Source organism: Streptomyces sp. NRRL F-5122 (assembly GCF_001507435.1).
GTDB classification, from domain to species: Bacteria; Actinomycetota; Actinomycetes; order Streptomycetales; family Streptomycetaceae; genus Streptomyces; species Streptomyces lannensis.
The window spans coordinates 1-477 of the sequence record NZ_LMWH01000132.1; the positions used below are offsets into that span (position 1 = coordinate 1).

At 66.2% G+C, this 477-nt stretch carries 1 pseudogene; it reads left to right on the top strand.

Annotation, left to right across the window (positions count from 1 at the left end):
* A pseudogene (locus ADL25_RS16160) lies at nucleotides 1-477 on the top strand (amino acid transporter); the annotation flags it as partial.

Genomic DNA, 477 nt, shown 5'->3' on the forward strand with positions numbered 1-477 from the left:
TCATCCTGGTGTCGTTGCTGTCCCGGCTGGCCCGTGCCTTCGAGCTACGGGTGACCAGCGTGAGCCTGGACACCATGGCGGAGCGGTTCGTCCGCGACATCGCCAGCCGCAAGATCCGGTTCATCGCCAACGAGCCCGACAGCAGGGACGCCGCCGAGTACCGCGACAAGATCGAGCAGATCCGCGTCGACAACGACATAACGCCTCAGGACGACTTCGTCTTCGTCGAGGTCACCGTGGGCGATCCCTCGGAGTTCGAGGCGGGTCTGACCGTGCGCGGCGAGGTGCTGCACGGCCGCTACCGCGTACTGACCCTCGAGTCGTCCTCGATCCCGAACGCCCTCGCCGCCCTCATGCTGTACGTCCGCGACACGACCGGCTGCACCCCGCACATCTACTTCGAGTGGACCGAGGGCGATCCCTTCCGCAACTTCCTCCGCTTCTTCCTCTTCGGCCAGGGCGAGGTGGCACCGGTGA